The following is a 22,248-nucleotide window of genomic DNA, read 5'->3' on the forward strand; positions in this document are numbered from 1 at the left end:
AACCAGGTTTACGTGGTCAGTGTGAATCCAAGGTAATTCTGTGTGGCAACCTCGTTGCATTTTTCGACGTAAAGCGGAAATCCACCAACGTAGGGCATGAACACCCGTGGTTTGCCTTCAATGTTGCCACCCACGTACCAGGAACTGCAGGAATTTCGCATGTGATCGTCGGCTACGGCGTCGTTGTGTGCCACCCAATCATCCTCAGCTGACTGGGTGGCCTCAATGGCGGCAATATTGTGGGTTCGGAGGTGTTCCAGACACGCGACGATCCAGTCCACATGCTGCTCGATCGACTGCATCATGTTGGTGAGTACGGACGGACTGCCGGGGCCTGTAATCATAAACAAGTTAGGAAATCCGGAGATTCCCAGCCCAAGATACCCCTTGGGTCCCTCTGCCCACTTTTCTTTAAGCGTGAGACCGTCACGACCGCGGATGTCGATTTTGAGCAGGGTGCCGGTCATGGCGTCAAATCCAGTCGCCATGATCAAGGAATCGAGGTTGTATTCCTGGTCCAGTGCATAGACGCCTTGTTGTGTAATTTTCTGAATAGGGGACTGACTCACATCTACCAGCGTGACATTGGATCGGTTGTAGGTTTCATAGTAGTTGGTATCAACGGCGAGTCGCTTACAGCCGATGGTGTAGGTGGGTACCAGAGTTTCGGCAACCACCGGGTCATTGACAGTCTGCCGGATTTTCTCGCGTATGAACTCGGCTGCTGTCTCATTGGCCTCAAGGCTTTTAGCGAGGTCGGTATAGGCACCCAGAAACACTACACCACCGCGCTGCCAGAATCCTTCGTACTCGACCTGCCGTTCGGATTCATCGACTTCCAGGGCTGACTTGCGGTTAGGGATGAATGCGAGAGCGTTAAACATCCTGCGCGCGCGTTTGCGAAGACCGGCGTAATCGGCCTTTATCTCCTCGATCGTGAGGTCCGCATCATAGCCGTAGGCTTTTCTTCCCGATTTGCGTGACGCTGGATCGCTCTCAAGCATTCGATTCCACGCAGGTACCGTGTAATGTGGGGTGCGCTGAAAAACATACAGATGTTCGGCCTGTTCAGCGATGATGGGAATCGACTGTATTGCCGAAGAACCCGTTCCAATCACGCCTACCTTCTGCCCGGTAAAGTCTACCGCCTTGTGTGGCCACTCTCCGGTGTGGTAGACCGGACCAGCAAAAGAATCCTGTCCCTCAAACATCGGTGTGTTCGTGGTTGATAAACAACCGGTGGCCATGATACAGAAGTCTGCGGATATTGATCGACCGTCACTGGTTTCAGCGAGCCACCGATGTCTGGATTCGTCGAATACGGCCGACGTCACGGTGGTATTGAACTCAATATCCCGTCTTAGATCAAAACGCTCTGCAACGTGGTGTGCATATCGGAGTATTTCGGGTTGTGTCGCATATTTTTCGGTCCAGACCCATTCCTGTTCGAGTTCCGGTGAAAAGCTGTAGGCATACTGTACGCTTTCTACGTCGCATCGTGCACCGGGGTAGCGGTTCCAGTGCCAGGTACCGCCGACATCCGGCGCGCGGTCGACGACTCGGACCCTAAAGCCAGAACCACGTAATCGGTATAGCAGATAGAGGCCTGAAAACCCGGCACCGACAACAAGAACGTCGTAATCGCTGATTCTACGTTGTCTGTTCGTGTGCTGTTTGGACGACATAATGCGGTGGTAGCAAAAAGAGGTAATCAAGAAAGTATAAAGCCTCTATCTTGCTGGCGTTGTGATCTCGGCCAGACATTGATCAGATGGATCAATGAGGTTGGAGCGCGTGTGTTGTGGGCGTAGAATGACTTGGTCAAATTCTGTAAAAGATATAGCGACTGACGCGACAGCGCATCGAGGATCACTGTGTGGATGACATGAGTACTGACGATACGTGTTACCAGCTTATTCAGGTCAGACCACTCAGCAGTGCTGTTGGCGCTGAGATTTCAGGCGTAGACCTCGCGGATTGTGATACTCCGACCTTCAGCGAGATTCACCAGGCGTTTCTTGATCATCACGTAATCTTCTTTCGTGATCAGGATCTGAGCTTGGAAAGTCATAAAGCGTTCGGACGCCGGTTTGGCACGCTTAATGTGCATCCTCAGTATGTACCGCTGGATGGCCATCCAGAAATATTGCCCATCGTCAAGGAAGCAGATGCCGAGCACAACATTGGCGGGGTCTGGCATTCAGATATTACGTTTCTAGAACGTCCCGCGTTAGGCTCAATTCTCTATGCGATTGATGTGCCGGACAGTGGCGGGGACACGCTGTTTGCCAATCAGGAACTTGCGTTTGAAGGGTTGTCGACCGGTCTTCGGCAGTTGCTGTGCGGTCTTCGGGCTGTGCATTCTGATCACACTCTGTCCGATCGAACCGAAGCAGAGCAACGCAATATGACCCGCTCGACCAAGTTGTCCGAGGAAGCTATGCGCCAACCTACTGTCGAAAACCTGCATCCCGTAATCCGCACCCATCCGGAGACAGGTTGTAAGAGTCTTTTTGTTAACCGGGCATTTACGGTTCGCTTTGAAAACATGACCGAGGACGAAAGCAAACCATTGCTTGAGTTTCTTTATAAACAAGCCACAAAGCCCGAATTCACGTGCCGGTTTCACTGGGAAAATGGTTCGGTGGCGATGTGGGACAACCGCTGCGTACAGCATTACGCACTGAATGATTATCACGGTCAGCGTCGATACATGCACCGGGTGACGGTTAATGGGGATCGGCCGACGTAAACCCTTACGTATTTAACCATCGAACGTCATCGACCGGTCGCCTGCCTAATTATCGGGGCGTAAACTGTAACGATTGTTTCCTCACCCAGTGGGTTCGGTTATTCTATCGTAGATAGAATTGAAGTCATCAATGAAGTGTAACCATGCCGTTACCTCTAGAAGGAATTCGAATACTCGACCTGACGCGGGCTCTCGCCGGTCCTTTTTGTACGATGATTCTCGGTGATCTGGGAGCAACAGTAATTAAAACCGAGCCCACTCAGGGTGGGGATATGTCCCGCAGCTGGGGACCCTATCACGACGGAATTAGCGTTTTTTACCTCAGCATCAACCGTAATAAGCAAAGTTTAGCAGTTAATTTTCGAGAGCCACGAGGCCTTGAGCTTTTACAACAACTGGCTCGGGATGCCGATGTAGTGGTCGAAAATTTCAAACCAGGAACAACGAAAAACATCGGTCTTGACTACGATACGCTTGTTAAGGACGCGCCACGGCTTATCTACACAAGTATCACAGGTTTTGGTACCGACGGTCCTTATGGTCAGTGGCCGGGTTATGATCAGATTGCCCAAGGCATGTCAGGCATGATGAGCATTACCGGGCAGGCAGACGGCCTGCCAACGCGTCTTGGAGTGCCACTTGCCGATCTCGTTTCCGGAATCTGGAGTGCCTTGGGAACGATTACTGCACTTCATCAGAGAGAGCGCACAGGGAGCGGTCAAAAAGTCGAAACGTCGCTTCTGGCTGGGGTCGTGGGGATGCTTTGTGTACAGGGCCAGCGTTACCTCAGCCTGGGTGAAATACCACAACGAATTGGTAACGAACACCCCGTGATCTATCCATATGGTGCCTTTGAAGCAGCTGATGGCATAATTAACATAGCAGCGGCGACCCAGTCTCAATGGGAGAATCTTTGTCACTTGCTCGATCTTGACCATCTGGTCCAGCAGAGTGAGTTCGTCGACAACGACGCTCGTTCCAGTCATCGAGAACAATTGCGTAAAATTTTAAATTCACGGCTATGTTCGCGTAGTGCAATAGAGTGGACCACGATTCTGATGGAGAACGGTGTTCCAGCGGGCCCTGTTTTCGATTTACAACAATTGTTCGAAGACCCGCACGTGGCAGCCACGGGACTGGTTGAGTTGGTGGACCATCCACAACTAGGTGAAATAAAGCAGTTATCAAATCCTCTCCGGCTAGAATCCATAGGCTCAAAGACAGTGCGCTCGCCACCTCCACTACTGGGACAACATACCGATGGAATCTTGAAAGAATTGGGGCTGAAGTCACAGGCGCTGGTTAAACTGAAAGAAGATGGCATAATTTTTCAGAGTACGGAGTCGACATGAATCCACACTTAGCTTATATAGCCCTGTCAACATCCGATCCTGAAAGTCTTTCGGCGTTTTTTAACGATACGCTTGAATTAACCAGTCGTTCTATTCCACACCCGGATGGTTCGCTTCGACTGTTTGCTATTGGTGAGTGTTGCCTGTGCGTTGTAGAACAAGGGCACGGGTTTCTAGGCTCTCCGGATAGAACAGGCCTGGATCATATGGCTCTAAACGTATCTGAGTCCGATCTTCTCTCAGTAGCAACAGGTTTGGCTCTCCAAGCAACGCCAATTCAGACTGTAGCGGGCAACTGGAAGGAGGTGCAGGTTGATCGGTCTGCTACCTGTGGGGCTGCCGTTCGGTTCTGTTGCAACCTGGATTTACAGCCAGCGACCTCCAACTGGGTCGAGCGCATTGACCACATTGGCATAGCCAGCGCAGACACCGCAAATGAGGAAGCGTTCTTTCACAATCACTTGGGCTGTCGAATTGAGAGTCGTCAGACCGACTATGAAACTCAGTTGGCTGTGGAAAATTTTGTTTCAGATCGGTACGGGATCGTCCAACACCAGAGGGCGCCGCAGCAGGTAGGCGGACTTCGTGTGCTCTTTCTGAATGTCGGAGATTGCGAACTTGAGGTTCTGTCGGAACTTGATAGCAACTCACCTCGGTTGATTGATCGTCACGACCCCGGCAATACACGGCAAGACCGAAGCGCAATCGGCCGTTTCGTTGAACGACGGGGTCCTGGATTACATCACGTGGCGTTGAAAGTACCCGACATCAATGGTTTGTTAAAACACCTCGACAGACGTAAATATCGGTTAATCGATTCAGTTGGCCGACCTGGTTCCCGTCGAGCCCTGATCGGGTTTGTTCATCCTGCGGAGTTAGGTGGGGTGCTGATTCATTTTGTTGAGCGGGACGACGTCTGACGGGTTAGTTCGTATCGATATTAGACTCAGACTCAGTTAGCAATTCTAATTTTCGGTAGTAGCCGAAACTTCATCAGTTATGAAAGAGCTAGCCTATAAGAGTGCTTCCGAGCTCATCAGAGGATACAAGGCAGGTCATTTCTCACCGCTTGAGGTTCTCGACGCTGTTCTCGACCGGGTAGATGAGTGTGAGGATAGTCTCAATGCGTGGCGGCTGATTGACAGAAGACGAGCGCGTCGTCGTGCCCGGGCGTCGGAAGCACGGTGGGCTAAAGGTGTGCCGCGTGGACTCCTTGATGGTGTGCCGACCGCCATCAAGGACGTTACTGAAACAAAAGACTGGCCAACCCTGAATGGCTCACTCGCGATTAACGCCAGTGGACCCTGGTCTGTCGATGCGATCGTGGTTGAACGGCTTAAGGCCCACGGTGCGGTCATACTGGGCAAGACCGAGACCCCGGAATACGCATGGCGTGGAGTCACTGAAAGTGAGCTGCATGGTGTTACGCGCAATCCCTGGAATCTTGACTGGACCCCCGGTGGTTCGAGTGGTGGGGCAGGTGCGGCTGTATCGACTGGGATGGTTGCCATCGCCACGGGTACCGATTCAGGCGGTTCTATACGGGGACCTGCCAGTTTTTGCAGTGTAGTGGGATTTAAACCCTCGTTTGGCCGCGTCCCCGTGTGGCCGGCCAGTCCGATGATGATGATGGAGCATTGTGGACCACTTACCCGCACCGTGCGTGATGCAGCCCTTGCTTTCAGTGTGATGGCAGGTGGTGATGCTCGGGATGGTTATGCGATACAGGAGGCAGCACCAAATGTACTGTCCCAACTGGGCCGGGGTGTGAAGGGTTTGAAAATCGGGTTTTCGCCTGATCTCGGTGTTGCTCGAGTGGACGATGACGTCCGCCAGGTCACGGCGCGCAGCAGGAAGATTTTTGCAGACCTGGGTGCCGGTGTCTCCACGGTACGGCTTAATCTCAGTTCTGCTCATGCGCTTTCTGATGTGGTGTGCGATCCGATAGCTGCTCGCATTCGCAGGCGCCTGGGTGTAAAAGCAAAACAGCTGACTAATGCAGCCCTGCTGCGCTGTGCCAATCGGGGTGACGCGATGGGTGCAGTGGATTTTCTCGATGGTGAAGCCGGGCGAATTGAGTTGCGCGCGCGCATGGCAGCCTTCCATCAGAAGTATGATCTTCTCGTCGCGCCGACTCTGACCTGCGCACCGTTCCCAGTTGGGTATGACCAGCCCCCACACCGTGAGAGTAGTGATGGTGAGTTTATGGCGACTGTTGCGCCGTTTGATCTCACCGGCCAGCCGGCAATCTCGGTACCGTGTGGATTCAGTGCAGCCGGGGGACCGATTGGGTTGCAGATCGTGGGTCCGCTTGGCAGTGATGCGCTGGTACTGCGAGCCGCCCTTGCCTTTGAAAAAGCCCATCCAGTGGGCAGCTTACGGCCGCCGCTATAGCCGATTCCAGCAGATTCGGTTAGGGCGTGCAGCGCCCATCACCTTGGATCGCAGGATCACCGCAGGAGGTCAGTCAAATACGATGATGCTGCGCGCGACTTCCCCGGCTGCAAGTGCGTCGTAGGCGGTATTGATCTCATCAAGTCCGTAAGTGCGGCTGATCATGGGGTCGATCTTCAGTTTGCCGCTTAGGTAAAGATCGCTGATCAGTGGCAGGTCGACCCAAGGTCGTGCACCACCATACCAGGAGCCTACAATTGATTTTTCTGTTCGCGGGAAGGATAGAGCATTGATCGATACCTCGTCGTTTTCCGGGGCCATGCCGACGACGACGGCTGTACCGCCGGGTGCCAGCATCTCGTAGGCCTGGTGGATGGTGTGGGCGTTGCCGATCGCTTCAAAGGCATAGTCAACTCCACCCGCTGTCAGTTCCATGACCTCGGCCACGGCGTCGCCGTTGCTGGCATTGATCATATCGGTGGCGCCGAATGTCTTGGCATATTCGAGTTTGTTGTCGCGCAGGTCCACTGCGATTATCCGGCCCGCACCAGCTAGCACGGCGCCCTGTACGGCGTTGAGACCGATACCACCGCAGCCAATGACCGCTACTGATGAGCCGGCTTCGATCTTGGCGGTATTGATCACAGCGCCAACCCCGGTCATCACCGAACAGCCAACAAGACAGGCTTTATCCAGCGGCATGTCGGCGCGAATCGCAACAGCGCCCGATTCGGGTACAACCACGTACTCCGCAAAGCATGATGTACGCGCAAAATGGTGAATCGTCTTGCCGTCTTTGCTCAAGCGACTGCTGCCATCGAACATCGTGTTCCTGGGGGCATCCACGCCGTTACACAGCACCGGGCGACCGATGATGCAGTAGTGGCAAGTCCCGCAGTTAGCGCGAAAATTCAGAATGACCGACTGGCCCGGTGTAAGTCGTGAGACACCAGGCCCCACTTGCTCAACCACGCCGGCGCCTTCATGCCCGAGTACAACAGGCAGGAGGTGAGTCCATTCCCCCAACATGATGTGGTAATCGGAATAACAGACACCTGCTGCAACGATGCGAACCAGCACTTCCCCCTCTTTGGGTTCCTCCAGATCGATGGCTTCCACAACCATGGGTTTATTTGGCTCGTACAGTACAGCGGCTTTTATTTTCATTTTCGGCTCATCCTTAAAAAGATTAGATCGGACACGTGTTAGGCACCTTCACGACCCACGATCGTGACCGAGGAGACATTCTGGTGTGGATAGCCACCGAGGTTATGGGTCATGCCCAGCACTGGATCCTGCTCGCGTTGTCGTTCTCCGGCGCGGCCAGTCATCTGCAGGTACATCTCGTAGATCATCCGCAGGCCCGAGGCCCCGATAGGGTGTCCAAAGCATTTCAAACCACCATCGATTTGGCAGGGCACCTTGCCGTCAGCGTCATAAAATCCATCCATAATGTCTTTGACAGCGCCACCTTCAGGGGAGATGTAAAGATCCTCCATGGTGATGACCTCGGTAATCGAGAAGCAGTCATGAACCTCAAACATACTGATCTGATCCCGCGGTTTGGTGATATCGGCCTCCTGATAAGATCGTTCGGCAGCTTTACGGGTAGTGGCAAAGTAGCTGCCGTCCCAGGAATTGTGTTGTGATTCGGTGCCGTTGGAAACCGCCAGCTGCAGGGCTTTCACCGTAACCAGGTCTTTCTTGCCCAGCCCTCGAGCGATATCCGGCAGGGTGACGATAGCGCACGCCGCACCATCACTGACGCCGCAACAGTCAAAAAGACCCAGCGGTTCGGCGATCATGGGTGCATTCATGACCCTATCTTCGTCAATTTTGTTGCGAAGGTGTGCTTTAGGGTTACGCGATCCGTTGTCATGGCTTTTTACCGAGACATGGGCCATCGCACGTTTCAGATCCTTAGCTGGAATGTTGTGTTTTGCCGAGTAAGCCGTTGCCAGCTGGGCGAATGAGCCCGGTGCCGATGCATTTGCCCAAAATAGATCATTGACAGAGCCGCGACCTCGCTGTGGCAGCCCGCCGTAGCCCGTATCTTTGAGTTTTTCAACACCAACAGCGAGTGCGATATCACAGGCACCGGAAGCTACAGCATAGACTGCACCGCGGAATGCCTCGGTACCGCTGGCACAGAAGTTCTCCACTCGCGTCACAGGGATATAGGGAAGTCGAAGCGCCATTGCCAGCGGGATGCCGGATTTGCCGACATGTTGTTCCTCGATGGCAGTGCCCAACCAGGCAGCTTCGATTTGGTTTGTCTCGATACCGCTGTCTTCCAGGGCTTCGGCGTAAGCCTCGACCATCAAGTCTTCAGCATTGTCGTTCCAGCGCTCGCCAAATTTGGAGCATCCCATACCCAGGATGGCCACTTTGTCTTTGATGCCTGATGCCATAGTTGAATCTCCTCAATGTGTATCGTTTTGTGGAGTTGCTTTCCAGAAGTAGCGGCGGAAACCGCGCAGCCTATCGTAGTCCTTTACCCGGAACACCATCCGCATGGAAATACCCACCTCTAGTTCAACGTCGGGGTCAATGTCGGTGAGATCACTCATCAGCCGGCCGCCACCCTCAAACTGTACCATGCCGAAATAGGTTGGGGGATCGGGGGAATAAGTCAGGCGATCGGCGGTGTAGGAATTGAGTTTTGCCGCTTTGTCGGCAAAGGGCTCATCTGCCTGACTGTCGATCGCACCGCAGCCCGGGTTGACACAGATTTTTGATTTTGGGAACTGGCAGGTCCCGCATTCCGAACACTGTCCACCCAGCAGTTTCTGCGACATCCCTTTGTTTCGATACAGCGTACTTAGCCCGGTCTGTTTGTCGACTTCTGCCCGGATGCCGCGTTCCATTGTCAGCAGATTGTTGAATGAAAGATAGCGTGTGTATCGGTTCTCTGGTCGACCGTTAGCGAGATGTCCACTTATAGCCAGCCGATCACCTGCCGCCTTGATTGTGTCGGTGGCTTCAAAAAGCAGAACATCGCAGCCCTGGCCAAAACCTGCGACCAGGATCTTCTCGCCCGGCTTGGCCTGCTCCAGGGCATGTACCAGCAGCACGAGTGCATGGGCACTACCGGTCTCGCCGCAACTGCTTTGTAAGTTATCCGCCACGGACTCTTCTGCAATCCCGATTTTGCGTGCGAGACTCGAGGCCACGCGGCGCATGGCAACGGGGAAGCAGAACGTGTCGATGTCCTGTGCCGAAACACCGACTTTGTCCAGTAGGTTGTTGATAGCGTTTGGAGCGATCTTCATATAACCCTCATCGCGCACCCACCGTTCTTCCCAGTTGTAGTCAAAGGCCTCACCTTCACCGCGATAATGGTCGACAAAATCAACAGCCTCTGTATGTCCTCCAATATAGTGGGCGATCGGTTCTCCTTCACCGACCAGAACAGCTGCTGCACCGTCGCCGGTGGTCAATTCGAGCGGGCTGGCAGCGCGAGCGCGGCGTTTTTCACTGGCTGAAACCAGAATCGGTCCTTCAGCACTGTGAACAGACAGTAGTGCGGTCAACAGGGCAGAACTACCGGCCCGTTGCGATGATGAGATGTCCAGGGTCTGGATTCGAGTGGATAGATTGAGTGCATCGGCAACAATCCCGGCATTTTGCCGGTCTTGAAATGGAAAGCTGGTCGATGCCATATAAATACCAGCGACAATATTGCGATCAATACCAGTCAGGCAGTCCCGCCCTGCCTCCACAGCCATCGTGACACTGTCTTCATCCCAGTTGGCCATGGTTCGTTCACCGTTGGCCAGGCCTTTAAGCGCGGGGTTGAACCAGGCGTTGGCATTTGCAATGTCTGTACGCTGCAGACGCGCTTTCGGCAGATATCCGCCAATTGCCAGTATGCCAAGGGCCATTGCGTAACTCCAGTCAGTGTCAGTGCGGGTTCAACCGCACGATCAAGAGCCTTGGGTGCGGTTGGCTCACACACATTTTACAGTCTATAGTGCTTTGTTACCGACGGCCTTTGGCAGGCGCCATTCCAGCGCCGACCCTGGTCAAAGAAAACCCCGCTCAGCGAGGTTTGCCGATCGTTTAATCGCGTGTTACTGGCGATTCAGCACTAAATCTTGCCGATCAGGCTGCGGCCGATGATTTCCCGCATGATTTCGCAGGTACCACCGGCGATGCGGGTCATTCGAGCGTCAGCCCAGGCTCGAGCGATAGGATATTCCCACATATAGCCGTAACCACCGAACAACTGCAGGCACTTGTCCAGCAGTTCGCCAAGCATCTCTGAGGAGAGCAGTTTGGTGATGGCGGCATCAACCGCGTCGAGTTTTCCTTCGAGGTGCATCTGTATACAGCGATCCACAAAAACCCGGAGCATCACCGTTTTCGACTTGACGTCTGCCAGCGTAAAACGCGTGTTCTGAAAGTCTGAGATCAACTGGCCGAAGGCTTTTCGTTCTGAGGTGTATTCGACAGTCCATTCCAGTGCGGCCTCGACGGTAGCGACTGAGCGGATTGCCTGCAGCAAGCGCTCTTGCGGCAGCTGTTCCATGAGTTGGATAAACCCTCGACCCGTCTCACCGACGAGATTCGCCACGGGTACACGAACGTTGTCGAAGAAAAGCTCCGAGGTGTCCTGCGCTTTACATCCGATTTTGTCCAGGTTACGGCCACGTTCGAATCCGAGTCGATCGGCTTCCACCAGGATCAGGCTGGTGCCTGAGGCGCCAGCGTCGGGATCGGTTTTGCAGACAGTGATCACGATGTCACAGAGTTGACCGTTGGTGATAAATACCTTCTGGCCAGAGACTATGAACTCGTCCCCGTCCCGCGTGGCGGTGGTCCGGATGTTCTGCAGGTCGGATCCGGCTGAGGGCTCTGTCATTGCTATTGCGCCAATCGCCTCACCCGCGGCCATCTTGGGCAGCCAGTTTTCTTTCAGGTATTTGGAACCGTAGTGAACCAGGTACGGGGCGACAATGTCTGAGTGCAGCGAAAACCCAGGCCCCATCGTGCCGGCTCGTGCCAGTTCTTCCAGAATCACTACGCTGAACAGAAAGTCAGTGCCTGCACCCCCGTATTGCTCGGGTATGGTGGGGCACAGGAGGCCATTCTGGCCGGCTTTATGCCAGACCTCCCGGCTGACTTGTCCTTCCTTTTCCCACCGCGAGTGATGGGGCACGATGTGTTCATTGACAAAATAGTTCACTGACCGGCGAAAGATCTCGTGTTCGGTAGAAAAGAGTTCTCGTTCAAACATGGACCAACACCTCCAGGCTCACTGGTTGAAGAAGCGGTCACGGGCTGTACCAGCCAGCCCGCGTACGTACAGGGCACATTTGCGGATTTTCCCAGAAACAACGTTACCAGAAAGTGGATTGCCATTTAGCGCTCTTTGCGTCCATCTGGCTCCGACAGGGAACATTGCGGTAAAGTCTCTGCCCGAAATGGCGGATGTACAGGACGCGAAGGGATGCTGAACACAGAACAGAACGAACTTGTCACCCAGACCGGGCCCGGAACACCAGCCGGCCAGCTGTTGCGCCATTACTGGCAACCGGTTGCACTGTCCGAGGAACTGGCCGGAGAGCGCCCACTGGTGGCCGTATCGGTGCTTGGTGAACGACTCGTTCTTTTCCGGGATGAGCAGGGAAGCCTGGGTCTGATCGATCGGCAGTGTGCGCACCGGGGTGCGGATCTTTGTTTTGGACGGTTGGAAGATGGTGGTATACGCTGCCCGTTTCATGGCTGGCTGTACGACACCGGCGGTAACTGCCTGGAACAGCCAGCCGAACCAGAGGGCAGCACGTACTTCAGCCAGATTCAGCAGACAGCCTATTCCTGCGTGGAGCGTAATGGGATCGTTTTCGCTTTCATGGGCGACGGGCCGCCCCCGGCCCTGGACCAAATGGACTGTTTCGAGGCACCGGAGGAATACACTTTCGCTTTCAAGGGTCACCTGGAGTGCAACTGGCTCCAGGCGTTGGAGATCGGCATCGACCCGGCTCACGCATCGTTCCTGCATCGTTACTCACAAGCGGGTGACCCCGGCCACACCTATGGCCAGCAGTTCCGGGATACCGCGGGGGAGGATGCAATTCCGATGACGACCCTGCTGCGCGAGCATCCCCGGCCTCAGATCGAGGTAGACAAGACCGAATACGGCCTTCGCTTGACGGCGGTACGCGATCTCGGGGACGGTCGCAAGCACGTCAGGGTGACCAACCAACTGTTCCCGCAGGCCATCTGTATCCCGATGAGCAGTGAGATGACGATCACTCAGTGGCATGTGCCGGTCGATGACAAAAACTGTTACTGGTATGCACTGTTCACCAGTTTCAAAACACCTACTGACAAAAACAAAATGCGTAGTCAGCGGCTGGATCTTTACGAACTACCGAATTATCGGTCGCGGCAGAACAAACGAAACAACTACGGTTACGACCCGGAAGAGCAGCGTACACGGACCTATACCGGGATGGGCAATGATATCAACGTACACGACCAATGGGCGGTCGAGTCCATGGGAGCGATTCAGGATCGTACCCGGGAACACCTCGGCAGAACAGATGCTGGAATTCGCGAATACCGAAAACTTTTGCTGCGCGCGATCGGTGACCTGGAGGCGGGTCGTCCGCCTGCCCATGCGACTCAAATTATCGGTAGATTTGGGCCTGAGGCTGTTGATGTCATATCCACAGGAACCCGCGGGCAGGATCACTGGCGAGAATTAGACCGGAAACGGCGTGTGAAAAGTCCCTGGAATGCCATACTGGCTGGATCAGCGACCTGCGCGAAGACCGGAACAGACCATGGCAGTGACTGACTCGACCGGGCAGGAGAATTTCGTAGAGCGCTATGCTCTGTGGTCAGACGAACAGCGGGCTGTAGCTGCCGACGTTGTACAAAGCACCGAAAAAAATCTCGACACCCTACGGTTGTCGTTTGCCGATCAGCACGGGGTTCTCCGCGGTAAAAGTCTGGTCGCGGACACTATCGATGTTTTGCTTCGCAATGGCTGCCCGATCACCTCCACACTACTGGCCAAGGATACCTCTCATCGGACGGTTTACCCGGTGTGGTCTGAAGGCGGTGGATTTGGCCTGACTGAAATGACCGGCGCTCGGGACGTCATCATGGTGCCGGACCCGACCACCTTCCGGATTTTGCCGTGGCTTTCGCGGACCGGCTGGATGCTGTGTGACCTGTATTTTGCCGACGGGTCAGCGGTGCCGTTTTCGACGCGCCAGGTCTGTAAAGATGCGATTCAGCAGCTGTCATCCAGAGGTTATACCTATCGCAGCGGTCTGGAGATCGAGTTTCATGTCCTGAAACTGGATAATGCACGACTCACGTTCGCAGATGCTACACAGCCGGGCACGCCGCCTGAGACTTCACTTCTCGCCCAGGGGTTTCAATACTTGACCGAGACCCGGCTGGACGAACTGGAACCGGTCATTGAACTGCTGCGCAGCCAGACGCTCCAGCTCGAACTGCCACTGCGCTCCATGGAGTCCGAATTCGGTCCCAGCCAGATTGAATTCACGTTTCATCCCCAGGACGGACTGCGTACTGCGGATACCGCGGTCCTGTTTCGCAGTGCGGTCAAGCAGATCTGTCGCCGGCACGGTTACCACGCCACGTTTATGTGCCGGCCGGCTCTGCCCAACCTGTTTTCCAGTGGTTGGCATTTGCACCAGTCGCTGGTCAAAGATGCCGATGGCAGCAATGCCTTTGTCCCCGAACAGGTGGGGGAGCGGCTGTCGCCGACGGGTCTGCACTTCCTGGGTGGCATCCTGGCGCATGCCCAGGCCGGCTGCCTGTTTACCACACCAACCATCAACGGTTACAAACGTTACAGGCCGTTTGCACTTGCCCCGGACCGAGTCGGCTGGGGATGGGGGAACCGTGGGGCGATGCTGCGCGTGATTGGTGGTCATACCGACCTGGGCACCCGGATCGAAAACCGGATCGGCGATCCGGCCGCAAACCCTTACCTATACCTGTGTTCCCAGATTATCTCCGGGCTCGACGGGATTGATCGGGCCCTTGACCCCGGCCCGTCGACGGAGACACCCTACCAAACGCAGTCCGAGCCTCTGCCGTCGAGCCTGATGGAGGCCATCGCTGCGTTTCGTGCTGATCCGGTCTTTCGTGAAGCGCTGGGAGAGAGCTTTACCGACTACATCCTGACGCTGAAAGAGGCTGAAGTCGCCCGCTTTCTGTCCGAGGTCACCGACTGGGAACAGAAGGAATACTTCTCACTGTTCTGACGCGGATGTCCGGTCGTCTGCTCAGATGCCCAGGTATCGGTACTTGATGTCGTCGCTGGTAAGCAGTTCCGACGACTGTCCAGACCAGACGGTCTGCCCCTTCTCGATGATGAAGTGTCGATCGGCAATTTTGGCCAGGTCTGCTACGTTCTTGTCGATCACGAGTATCGACATCCCATCTTCCTTTAGTTGTAGCAGGCAGGACCAGATCTCTCGCCGTACCAACGGTGCCAGGCCTTCGGTAGCCTCGTCGAGAATCAGCACTCGAGGGTTGGTCATCAGAGCTCTGCCGATGGCGAGCATCTGCTGTTCACCTCCGGAGAGCAGGTTTCCGAGCCCGTCACGGCGCGCCGCCAGGGCGGGGAACATCTGAAATACCCGCTCGACATCCCAGCCTTGTGCATGGCCTGTGCCGGACCTGGCTGCCGCTACCAGGTTTTCGATCACGGAGAGGTTCGGGAAGACTTGTCGACCTTCAGGAACGAGTCCGATGCCAGCCTGCGCAATGCGATGGCTGGGCAGGTTGGTGATGATTTGATCTTCCCAGGTGATCCGCCCAGCACTCGTCGGGACAATTCCCATGATGCAGTGGACTGAAGTCGTTTTCCCCATTCCGTTTCGACCCATCAGGGTGACGACCTCACCCGGACTGACTTCGAGGTGAACTCCGAACAGGGCCTGGCTCGCACCGTAGTGGGCCTCGATATTTTCGACCCTCAACATGTCAGTCGTGACCGGACTGGTGTGCCATCAGGGCCCGGCCCTGAAGCTGGGCATCTCGTCCAATTCTTCACCGAGATAGGCCTGTCGTACGGCCTTGTCAGATCGAATGGCTTCCGGTTCCCCAGTTGCGATTACGCGGCCTTCGACCAGTACGGTGATCTTGTCCGCAAGGGCAAATACTGCGTCCATGTCGTGTTCTACCAGGATGATCGTGCGTGACCCCTTCAACGCCTGAAGTGTTGCGATCATCCGGGTTGAATCTTCCTGCCCCATGCCAGCCGTGGGTTCGTCAAGCAGTACCAGTACCGGGTCGGTGACCAGCACCATGGCCATCTCCAGCTGACGGTGTTCACCGTGAGACAAGGGCCCGGCAACCTGCATCGCCTGATCCTGGAGGCCAACCCGTTTCAACGCTTCCATTGCCGGTTCGGTCAGGTTCTGATCTCTGCTGGCGTTGCGCCAGAAGCGGTAAGAATGGCCTGCTTTCGCCTGTACGGCGAGGACCACGTTCTCGAGCACCGTCATGTCATGGATGATGCTGGTGATCTGGAAGGAGCGAGCCATGCCCAGGTGTGGGCGCCGGTAGGCCGGCATACGGGTGATATCTTTGCCCTTGAACGTAATTTGACCGGCGTCCGGCATCAACACGCCGGTCAGTTGGGAGACCAGCGTTGTTTTACCGGCGCCGTTGGGGCCGATGATTGCGTGCACCTCGCCTTCGTTAAAATCCAGAGTGACCTGGTTGGTCGCGGCAACGCCGCCGAACGCCTTGTACAGGCCCGAGATGCTCAACAGGGCGTTGGTGGACATGCTATTGCGCTTTGCGCCTGGAAAGCAAGCTGTCGATACCGCCCTTGGCGAACAGCACCACCAGGATGAGGAATATGCCGAATACCAGTTGCCAGTACAGCCATAACCCGGACAGTATCTCCTCAAGCAGCAGGAAGATACTGGCACCAAGAACTGGGCCGAAAATGCTGCCAGCCCCGCCCAGGACCACCATGAAGATCAGTTCACCTGAGCGCGTCCAGTCCATCATTTCCGGGCTGATGAAATTGGTAAAGTTGCCCAGCAATGCACCGGCGTAACCGCAGATTGTGCCCGCAATGACGTAGCAGGCCAGCTTGTAACGGAACGTGTCGAATCCCAGTGACTGCATACGCGGTTCATTTCCCCGTGTACCCTGGATCACCATGCCGAATCGTGAGCGGACGATGCGGTGAACCAGGTATAGAACCGCCAGCAATGAAACAAAACAGACGTAATAAAGAACCGTCGCGTTTTCCAGATTGATGAGACTGCCGAACTCGCTGCGCGTTTCAATCACCAGTCCATCGTCGCCACCGTACTCCTCGATGGAGACAAAGGCGAAAAACACCATTTGCGCAAATGCCATCGTGATCATGATGAAGTTCACGCCGCGTGTCCTGAGGCACACGACGCCGGTCACAAGCGCGAACATGGCGGAAACGCTCGTAGCGATCAGTATGTGAAGATATCCGTTGTAAATCTCGTAGTAGGCCGGTATGCCGACAGCATACGCCCCGATGCCGATGTAGGCCGCGTGGCCGAAGCTGATCATGCGGCCGTAGCCCAGGATCAGATTGAGGCTGATCGCAGCAATGGCCAGGATGACAAAGCGGGTCGCAAGATCGAGAAAAAAGGCATTGTCAGTCAGGCTCACTACGAGGGGCACCAGTGCCAGTCCCGTGATCACTGCTCCGGTGACCCAGTCCCGAAGCGTCATCTTGTTTACGTTCATTGCCAAGGTGACTCAGCGCCCACGTGGTCCGAACAGGCCGGTTGGCCGGACAGCTAAGATCACAGCCATCAGAATATAGATCAGCATTGCCGACACGGCAGGTGCCGAGGTCTCGGCGTTCTGGGCCGACATGAAGAGTTTGAACAGCACATCGAGATAAGATCGCCCCATCGTGTCAATCAACCCGACGATGATGGCCCCGATGAATGCACCCTTGATCGAGCCAATGCCACCGATCACGATGACAACGAATGCCACAATGATGATCTGGTTACCCATCCCGATCGACGCTTCAGTGATTGGGGCGATCATCATCCCAGCAAGGCCGGCGAGTACGGCGCCCAGGACAAATACGATCGAAAACAGCAATCCGATGTTGATGCCGAGTGCACTGATCATGGTCCGGTTCGATGCGCCGGCACGGATGCGCATTCCCAGTCGGGTCTGGGTGACGAGAACGAAAAGACCGAACGCTACCGCGAGACCGGTGACAATGATCGCGATCCGGTAGGTCGGCAGAACGATATCGCTCGTCAGCGCGATCTGCCCATCGAGCCAGGCGGGCAGGGGAATCACCTGGCCATCCGGACCCCAGATCATCTGCGTGAGGGTATCGAACACCAGGATCAGGCCGAAAGTGGCCAGGACATGATCCAGGTGATCGCGCTGATAAAGACGCCGCACCACCACCAGTTCAACCAGCAGGCCGATGACGGCGGTGGCCGGCAGCGCGAGTAGGAGTCCCAGAAGAAACGAGTCAAGCCACTGGGTGAAGGTGGCGCAGAAGAACGCACCGACCATATACAGCGAACCGTGCGCCAGGTTGACGAAATCCATGATACCGAAGATCAGGGTCAACCCCGAAGCAAGGAGAAATAGCAGGATACCGAGTTGCAGACCGTTGAGCAGTTGTACGGTCAGCAGTGTCCAGTCCATGATTTTTCTGATTCAGCGGAGAGTGAGGTCCGGACCAGCAGAGCTCGCCCGGCAGACTCTTGCGGGTCTGCCGGGCTGATTTAACGTTGATAGAAGCAGGTTACAGATTGCACTGGTCGTGGTAGCTGTCCTGGTGATCGGTCAGAACGGTTGACACGTGCGACACGAACCAGTCCCCGGCGGCGTCTTCCTTCACCGTGCGCAGATAGAAATTCTGGATCGGGAAGTGATTCGGTCCATAGCGGAATTTACCGCGGACACTCGGGAAATCTGCTTTCATCATAGCGGCACGTATACCGTCCTGGTCATCCATATTGCCGTCGACGGCGTCAACACCGCTCTTGATCAGCATGATGGCATCATAGGATTGCGCGGCGTAGTGGGTCGGGTAGCGCCCGGTCTTGGCTTTGAAGTCCGCAACAAAACGCTTGTTTGTCGCGTTGTCCAGATCAGGTGCCCAGAACATCGTGTTCCAGGAGCCGAGAACCCCACCGAGTTTAGCTTTCTGCAGACGGCCCAGTGACAGGGCATCAACAGTGAACACGGTATAGAGCGGGATCACCCCACGAAGGCCTGCCTGTTGGTATTGCTTGATGAAAGCAGGTCCGGCGGGGCCGGGATAGAATACAAAAATGGCGTCGGCACCAGATGCCTTGGCCTTCGCCAACTCGGCCGAGAAATCAAGCTGCATATCCTTGCCCCACTTGGTCATGTCTTTGCCGACGATCTCGCCCTTGAAAGTACGTTGGACTCCGGACACCATGTTCTTGCCGGCGGCATAGTTGGGCGACATGATGTAAAGCTTTTTCACCCCTTTCGCGTTCAGCACTTCGCCGGTGGCCATCGGGTTCTGGTCGTTCTGCCAGGAAGAGGAGAAGAAATTTTTGTGACATAGCTTACCGGCCAGAAGTGAGGGGCCGGCATTGGCACTGATCAGGAACTTGCCCGCGTCGAGCGCAGATTTACGGGAAGCCAGCAGTACGTGTGACCAGATATAGCCGGTGACGAAATGCACGTCATCCTGTTTCACCAGCTTGTCGGTTTTCTGCTTGCCGATCTCCGGCTTGAAGCCGTCGTCTTCGACGATGAACTCGACGTCCTTTCCACCCATCTTGTGACCAATGTGATCGAGCGCAATATTGGCGGCTTCTACCATGTCACGCCCCATAGCACCAGCAGGGGTTGTCAACGTGGTGACGAAACCGATCTTGACCGTACTGGCTGCAGCTGCGGGCAACGCAACCAGAGCAGCGGCCAATGACAGAAAAACAATTCGAAGTCTCATATCCAATTCCTCCCTCTTCGTTCTAATCTGCCCGTTGATCGGGCTGGGTTTATAGTCGTGGTGAGAGGCGGGCCGGTTTACGATGATCACCACCCTGGAAGCCGTGCCAGCACGCCGATCTCCACAGCGTTCCGCATGTGCATGCGAATTGTCGAACACTGTAATATGATCTTTTGATCGGTGCAACTTGGCCGTAACCGAACTGCCAGAGTGGATGGAAACCTGCATGCCTGCGTTCGTTACGGTAATGTTTATCAGAAGGAGTATCCGTTTGAGGTGGTGAAAGGATTCGGTCTGGTTGCCTGTTGCCAGAGAAAACATATGTCAAAGCTCGAAAAATCAGTCAACGCAGTAGATGGTCCAGTGGCTGAGGACCTGGTTGGCGAAGTATGGCCCAGTGCTGAACCAGCTGAAGATCCGGTTTTATACGGTTACGCTGTGCTGGAACCCCATGACCCAGTTGAGGTCCGCAGCTTGCAGACATTTCACCTAACTTATACGGTTGGGCGCTATGGTCTGGACGACACTGGGTCTATACGGGTCGTGTTCCGGGCAATGGGAGACGGCCAGGCATTGCAGTCCTCAGATCCGAAGTCACCTAACTATGTCACGGCCAGGTCGAGTAGCGGGATACCCCTGGCAGTTGAATACCGTCATCGTGGTGTGTCTGCCCGGCCACGCTGGAAATCCCTGACCGTGACCGTTAACGGGGGTTACCTGAAGGAAGGTGATGTCATCACTATTGTATTTGGCGATACCTCGGGCGGTTCGCCAGGTATGCGGGTTCAGACCATGGCTGACGGTGGGTTTGAGTTCAAGGTTCTGGCCGATGTCTGTGCTGTTGGACAGTTTGTGCCGATCCCTGACACACCAACGGTTTCAATCGTTCCCGGGCCTCCGGTCGTTTGGAAAGCCGTTCTGCCGTCTTTGCGACGACCTGGTGAGCACTTTCGGTTTGGACTTAAAGCTGAAGACAAGTGGGGCAACCCGACCGACCGCGCCATAGGCAGCTTCATTTTCCAGACCAATATTGCGGTAGACGGACTGCCTGGTACGTTCGAATATCTCCTAGGTAAAAAAGCGATCGTCTTTGACGATCTGAGTGTTGCTGAACCCGGTGTGCTGCGTATCCAGGTGCGTGACACGACGAGTGCTATCGTCGCCGAGTCGCATCCCCTGGTGATCCGGGAGGGGTCCTTTGCCGGTTATTGGGGTGACATGCATGGGCAAAGTGGTGAGTCAATCGGGATCACAACGTCTCGTCAGTACTTCGACTTCGCTCGCAACAAGGCGTTTCTGGATGCAACAGGTCACCAGGCGAATGATTTTCAGATCAACAATGCTTTCTGGGCTTATCTCAACGAACTGAGTGCCGAGTATAACGACGAGGGAACGTTTGTGACCCTGCCAGGATACGAGTGGTCGGGCAATACAGCGGTTGGCGGTGATCGCAACGTCTACTTTCGCAGCGAAGGACGTCAGATTCGTCGATCATCCCATGCACTGTTAACCGATCGTTCCGACCTCGACACAGATGCATCTGACGCCAATAGGCTGTTTGAAGTGCTACAGGAAGAAGATTGTGTCGTCTACGCCCACGTCGGCGGCCGCTACGCGGACACGGCCTATGCCCATGACCCCCGGCTTGAGACGGCGATGGAAATTCATTCGGCATGGGGAACGTTTGAGTGGTTGCTGACCGATGGGTTTGCGCTCGGTCATCGTTGCGGTGTGGTCTGCAATAGCGATGGTCACAAGGGTCGTCCGGGTGCAAGCTACCCAGGGGCGGCGACCTTTGGCGCTTATGGTGGGCTGACTTGTTTTTACGCCGAAGAGCTGAGCCGTGACGGGCTGTTCGCGTGTCTGCGGCGACGCCACCACTACGGCACTACCGGAACCCGCCTGCACCTGGACGTGCGCGCACAACTGTCCGGCGGCGGGCAGCTTTTTGAGCGTGATCCAAAAGTCTTTCCCGATGCCGCCTCGTCGGTCGTCGACGAGGTAATGATGGGTGATATCGTCCAGACCGATGGCGACACACTCAGCTTGAGAATCGAGGTGATCACCCAGTCGCCGATTGAACGAATCGAGGTGCGAAATGGCAAGGATGTGTTACGGACCTTGCGGCCTTATACGGTGGATGACCTGGGTGGTCGTGTCCGGGTTCTGTGGGGAGGTGCGGAGTACCGTGGTCGGGGGCGGACGACCTACTGGAAGGGCCGGGCGCGTTTTCAAGGCACTACCATACAGCGTATGAACAAGATCAACATCTGGAATCACGAAAAACTAGTCGATCAGCAAGGGTCCGATACCGTGCAGTTCGATACGATCACGACAGGGAATTATGCGGGGTTCGATGTTTGGCTGGACAGCGTTGCAGATAGCCGGATCGACCTGACGACCAATCACGGCGGGCTCGCCACAGCATTGGATGACATCGGTATCGATGACTTGGTGATGGAGGCCGGTGGACTTGAACGGCGGATAAAGCTCTTCCGCCTGCCGGACGAGAATCCACATCGGGAAATGATTGAAACGGTAGCAGTGCCGATTCGACCAGTGGGCGACAATCCTGTCTGGGTTTCGGTATATACCGAGGATGGCTTCCAGGCTTGGAGCAGCCCGATTTTTGTCTATCGTGAGGAAGGTTGACCATTTTGCTTTGTTTGTCGGCTAAGACATCAAAGGCTCAACCTGCATGACCGAGAAATGCCCTGGCCCCCACATTCCGGGTCCAGTAGTCTTTCCGCTGCACAGAAAACTGGGTATGGGAAGAGCACCATCTTCGTAGA

General features: G+C 55.3%; 17 protein-coding genes. 7 read left to right on the top strand and 10 right to left on the bottom strand.

Annotated features, from left to right (window positions below):
- Window positions 1-8: 8 nt before the first annotated feature.
- The gene (locus MK323_04735) at window positions 9-1,685 is read right to left on the bottom strand and encodes an NAD(P)/FAD-dependent oxidoreductase (GenBank protein MCH2481464.1); all 1,677 of its coding nucleotides are present in this window, start codon (window positions 1,683-1,685) and stop codon (window positions 9-11) included.
- Between the two features lie 200 nt (window positions 1,686-1,885).
- Between MK323_04735 and MK323_04740 the strand changes: the two genes are divergently transcribed.
- From MK323_04740 to MK323_04755, 4 genes are all read left to right on the top strand, one after another.
- A complete protein-coding gene (locus tag MK323_04740; GenBank protein ID MCH2481465.1) occupies window positions 1,886-2,752 on the top strand; it encodes a TauD/TfdA family dioxygenase in 867 nt (288 codons plus the stop codon).
- Window positions 2,753-2,895: 143 nt separating this feature from the next.
- The gene (locus MK323_04745; protein MCH2481466.1) at window positions 2,896-4,104 is read left to right on the top strand and encodes a CoA transferase; all 1,209 of its coding nucleotides are present in this window, start codon (window positions 2,896-2,898) and stop codon (window positions 4,102-4,104) included.
- On the top strand, window positions 4,101-5,024 hold the full coding sequence (locus MK323_04750) for a VOC family protein (protein ID MCH2481467.1): 924 nt from the start codon (window positions 4,101-4,103) through the stop codon (window positions 5,022-5,024). The genes MK323_04745 and MK323_04750 overlap by 4 nt, the downstream gene beginning before the upstream one ends.
- Window positions 5,025-5,103: 79 nt before the next feature.
- A complete protein-coding gene (locus MK323_04755) occupies window positions 5,104-6,498 on the top strand; it encodes an amidase (protein MCH2481468.1) in 1,395 nt (464 codons plus the stop codon).
- A gap of 69 nt (window positions 6,499-6,567) precedes the next feature.
- On the opposite strand, the gene MK323_04760 is transcribed toward MK323_04755, so the two are convergent.
- From MK323_04760 to MK323_04775, 4 genes are all read right to left on the bottom strand, one after another.
- Window positions 6,568-7,665, bottom strand: coding sequence for a Zn-dependent alcohol dehydrogenase (locus MK323_04760; protein MCH2481469.1), 1,098 nt, complete (start codon window positions 7,663-7,665; stop codon window positions 6,568-6,570).
- A 38-nt stretch (window positions 7,666-7,703) separates the two neighbouring features.
- Complete coding sequence (locus MK323_04765) at window positions 7,704-8,909, bottom strand: acetyl-CoA acetyltransferase (protein MCH2481470.1); 1,206 nt, start codon at window positions 8,907-8,909, stop codon at window positions 7,704-7,706.
- A gap of 12 nt (window positions 8,910-8,921) precedes the next feature.
- The gene (locus tag MK323_04770; protein ID MCH2481471.1) at window positions 8,922-10,382 is read right to left on the bottom strand and encodes an OB-fold domain-containing protein; all 1,461 of its coding nucleotides are present in this window, start codon (window positions 10,380-10,382) and stop codon (window positions 8,922-8,924) included.
- A 206-nt stretch (window positions 10,383-10,588) separates the two neighbouring features.
- Window positions 10,589-11,737, bottom strand: coding sequence for an acyl-CoA dehydrogenase family protein (locus MK323_04775; protein ID MCH2481472.1), 1,149 nt, complete (start codon window positions 11,735-11,737; stop codon window positions 10,589-10,591).
- Between the two features lie 213 nt (window positions 11,738-11,950).
- Here MK323_04775 and MK323_04780 point away from each other — a divergent pair, with 213 nt between their 5' ends.
- Entirely contained in the window at window positions 11,951-13,303 is a 1,353-nt protein-coding gene (locus tag MK323_04780) for an aromatic ring-hydroxylating dioxygenase subunit alpha (protein ID MCH2481473.1), read from the top strand.
- On the top strand, window positions 13,290-14,750 hold the full coding sequence (locus tag MK323_04785; GenBank protein ID MCH2481474.1) for a glutamine synthetase family protein: 1,461 nt from the start codon (window positions 13,290-13,292) through the stop codon (window positions 14,748-14,750). The genes MK323_04780 and MK323_04785 overlap by 14 nt, the downstream gene beginning before the upstream one ends.
- A 21-nt stretch (window positions 14,751-14,771) precedes the next feature.
- Here MK323_04785 and MK323_04790 read toward each other — a convergent pair whose 3' ends face one another.
- The 5 genes from MK323_04790 to MK323_04810 all read right to left on the bottom strand — a co-directional run bounded on the left by MK323_04790 (window position 14,772) and on the right by MK323_04810 (window position 19,456).
- Window positions 14,772-15,473 (bottom strand): ABC transporter ATP-binding protein, encoded by a 702-nt coding sequence (locus MK323_04790; protein MCH2481475.1) that lies wholly within the window; start codon window positions 15,471-15,473, stop codon window positions 14,772-14,774.
- Window positions 15,474-15,500: 27 nt separating this feature from the next.
- Window positions 15,501-16,283 (bottom strand): ABC transporter ATP-binding protein, encoded by a 783-nt coding sequence (locus MK323_04795; GenBank protein ID MCH2481476.1) that lies wholly within the window; start codon window positions 16,281-16,283, stop codon window positions 15,501-15,503.
- Window position 16,284: 1 nt separating this feature from the next.
- Entirely contained in the window at window positions 16,285-17,235 is a 951-nt protein-coding gene (locus MK323_04800; protein ID MCH2481477.1) for a branched-chain amino acid ABC transporter permease, read from the bottom strand.
- 12 nt (window positions 17,236-17,247) lie between these two features.
- The gene (locus MK323_04805; protein MCH2481478.1) at window positions 17,248-18,171 is read right to left on the bottom strand and encodes a branched-chain amino acid ABC transporter permease; all 924 of its coding nucleotides are present in this window, start codon (window positions 18,169-18,171) and stop codon (window positions 17,248-17,250) included.
- 100 nt (window positions 18,172-18,271) lie between these two features.
- A complete protein-coding gene (locus MK323_04810) occupies window positions 18,272-19,456 on the bottom strand; it encodes an ABC transporter substrate-binding protein (protein MCH2481479.1) in 1,185 nt (394 codons plus the stop codon).
- Between the two features lie 321 nt (window positions 19,457-19,777).
- Between MK323_04810 and MK323_04815 the strand changes: the two genes are divergently transcribed.
- Window positions 19,778-22,108: a DUF3604 domain-containing protein gene (locus MK323_04815; protein MCH2481480.1), complete on the top strand. Its 2,331-nt coding sequence runs from the start codon at window positions 19,778-19,780 to the stop codon at window positions 22,106-22,108.
- The last annotated feature ends 140 nt before the right edge of the window (window positions 22,109-22,248 follow it).

It is taken from the genome of Gammaproteobacteria bacterium, from assembly GCA_022450155.1.
Lineage (GTDB): Bacteria > Pseudomonadota > Gammaproteobacteria > Arenicellales > UBA868 > REDSEA-S09-B13.

What these genes read in the sequence shown, in the direction of transcription:
- MK323_04775 (MCH2481472.1), bottom strand. Translation starts at nt 11,737, where the DNA reads ATGTTTGAACGAGAACTCTTTTCTACCGAACACGAGATCTTTCGCCGG.
- MK323_04815 (MCH2481480.1), top strand. Translation starts at nt 19,778, where the DNA reads ATGTCAAAGCTCGAAAAATCAGTCAACGCAGTAGATGGTCCAGTGGCT.
- MK323_04750 (MCH2481467.1), top strand. Translation starts at nt 4,101, where the DNA reads ATGAATCCACACTTAGCTTATATAGCCCTGTCAACATCCGATCCTGAA.
- MK323_04795 (MCH2481476.1), bottom strand. Translation starts at nt 16,283, where the DNA reads ATGTCCACCAACGCCCTGTTGAGCATCTCGGGCCTGTACAAGGCGTTC.
- MK323_04745 (MCH2481466.1), top strand. Translation starts at nt 2,896, where the DNA reads ATGCCGTTACCTCTAGAAGGAATTCGAATACTCGACCTGACGCGGGCT.
- MK323_04765 (MCH2481470.1), bottom strand. Translation starts at nt 8,909, where the DNA reads ATGGCATCAGGCATCAAAGACAAAGTGGCCATCCTGGGTATGGGATGC.
- MK323_04805 (MCH2481478.1), bottom strand. Translation starts at nt 18,171, where the DNA reads ATGGACTGGACACTGCTGACCGTACAACTGCTCAACGGTCTGCAACTC.
- MK323_04780 (MCH2481473.1), top strand. Translation starts at nt 11,951, where the DNA reads ATGCTGAACACAGAACAGAACGAACTTGTCACCCAGACCGGGCCCGGA.
- MK323_04755 (MCH2481468.1), top strand. Translation starts at nt 5,104, where the DNA reads ATGAAAGAGCTAGCCTATAAGAGTGCTTCCGAGCTCATCAGAGGATAC.
- MK323_04740 (MCH2481465.1), top strand. Translation starts at nt 1,886, where the DNA reads ATGAGTACTGACGATACGTGTTACCAGCTTATTCAGGTCAGACCACTC.
- MK323_04760 (MCH2481469.1), bottom strand. Translation starts at nt 7,665, where the DNA reads ATGAAAATAAAAGCCGCTGTACTGTACGAGCCAAATAAACCCATGGTT.
- MK323_04790 (MCH2481475.1), bottom strand. Translation starts at nt 15,473, where the DNA reads ATGTTGAGGGTCGAAAATATCGAGGCCCACTACGGTGCGAGCCAGGCC.
- MK323_04800 (MCH2481477.1), bottom strand. Translation starts at nt 17,235, where the DNA reads ATGAACGTAAACAAGATGACGCTTCGGGACTGGGTCACCGGAGCAGTG.
- MK323_04770 (MCH2481471.1), bottom strand. Translation starts at nt 10,382, where the DNA reads ATGGCCCTTGGCATACTGGCAATTGGCGGATATCTGCCGAAAGCGCGT.
- MK323_04810 (MCH2481479.1), bottom strand. Translation starts at nt 19,456, where the DNA reads ATGAGACTTCGAATTGTTTTTCTGTCATTGGCCGCTGCTCTGGTTGCG.
- MK323_04785 (MCH2481474.1), top strand. Translation starts at nt 13,290, where the DNA reads ATGGCAGTGACTGACTCGACCGGGCAGGAGAATTTCGTAGAGCGCTAT.
- MK323_04735 (MCH2481464.1), bottom strand. Translation starts at nt 1,685, where the DNA reads ATGTCGTCCAAACAGCACACGAACAGACAACGTAGAATCAGCGATTAC.